Genomic DNA, 906 nt, shown 5'->3' on the forward strand with positions numbered 1-906 from the left:
TATAGAACCTATTTGAGATCTAGTTGACTGCTAGCCGCTTGAGCATCAGTCGGATGAAGCAAAGATTGACCTTAGCTGTGGCATGATCGAGCGTTCTCTCAAAGTTCTTGACCAGGCTTTTACAGCGTTCCATCCAAGCGTTTGAGCGTTCAATTACCCATCGCATTGCTACGACCACAAATCCCGTCTTTCCTTGCGCCTGCTTTTGGGCTGGAGTGGGCTTGGGAGCGAGTTCAAACTGAATTTTGGTCATGATTTGAGGATCAATTTCCTCTAGTGCTGTTGTCAGCACGGCTGGATGATACCCGTTGTCGAGCAGGATGGTTATTTTGGGCAGGCAGTTGGGTTTATCCTTGAAGTAATCGATGTTTTTCGCCAGCATCTCAATCAATCCTTGGTCGTCCGACACATTGGCTTTTGTGCAGTGGGTGAAGAAAGGGAATCCCAAACTGTCCACCGCCAAGTGCCGCTTGATGCCATTCGTCGATTTGTAGAAACAAAACCCTTTCGATTCCACACTGGCGTTACAGGTATTTTTTACCGCCTGCGAGTCTATCAGGAGTAAGGTTGTCCACTTTGGTTTTTTTTGACCTGTGCTCGAACCTGCGCGTGCAACGCATCTCTGATTCGCTCCAGCACTCCTTCTGAGCGCCACTGCTTGTAGTGCCAGAATACCGTTGAGTAGGGGGGGAGGTCTTTCGGCAGGTCGCCCCAGTTGCACCCGTTCTTGAGTTGATACAAGATGCCATCCAAGATTTGGCGCTTTGTCCAAACTGGCGGTCTGGTTTGCTTCTTTTGAGGCAACAGTGGCTTGATGATTTCCCACTCTGCGTCGGTGAGGCTGCTCGAATAAGGCATTTATTTCTGATTCTAGCTCTTTAGCCAAGATCCCAAATAGGCTCTATA

Annotated in this window: 2 protein-coding genes; both read right to left on the reverse strand. The window is 48.8% G+C overall.

Annotation, left to right across the window (positions count from 1 at the left end):
• Window positions 1-19: 19 nt before the first annotated feature.
• Window positions 20-517: a transposase gene (locus A8707_RS26280; protein ID WP_231948491.1), complete on the reverse strand. Its 498-nt coding sequence runs from the start codon at window positions 515-517 to the stop codon at window positions 20-22.
• A 38-nt stretch (window positions 518-555) separates the two neighbouring features.
• A complete protein-coding gene (locus tag A8707_RS26285) occupies window positions 556-858 on the reverse strand; it encodes a transposase (RefSeq protein WP_068820414.1) in 303 nt (100 codons plus the stop codon).
• Between the last annotated feature and the right edge of the window lie 48 nt (window positions 859-906).

Source organism: Phormidesmis priestleyi BC1401 (assembly GCF_001650195.1).
GTDB classification, from domain to species: Bacteria; Cyanobacteriota; Cyanobacteriia; order Leptolyngbyales; family Leptolyngbyaceae; genus Phormidesmis_A; species Phormidesmis_A priestleyi_B.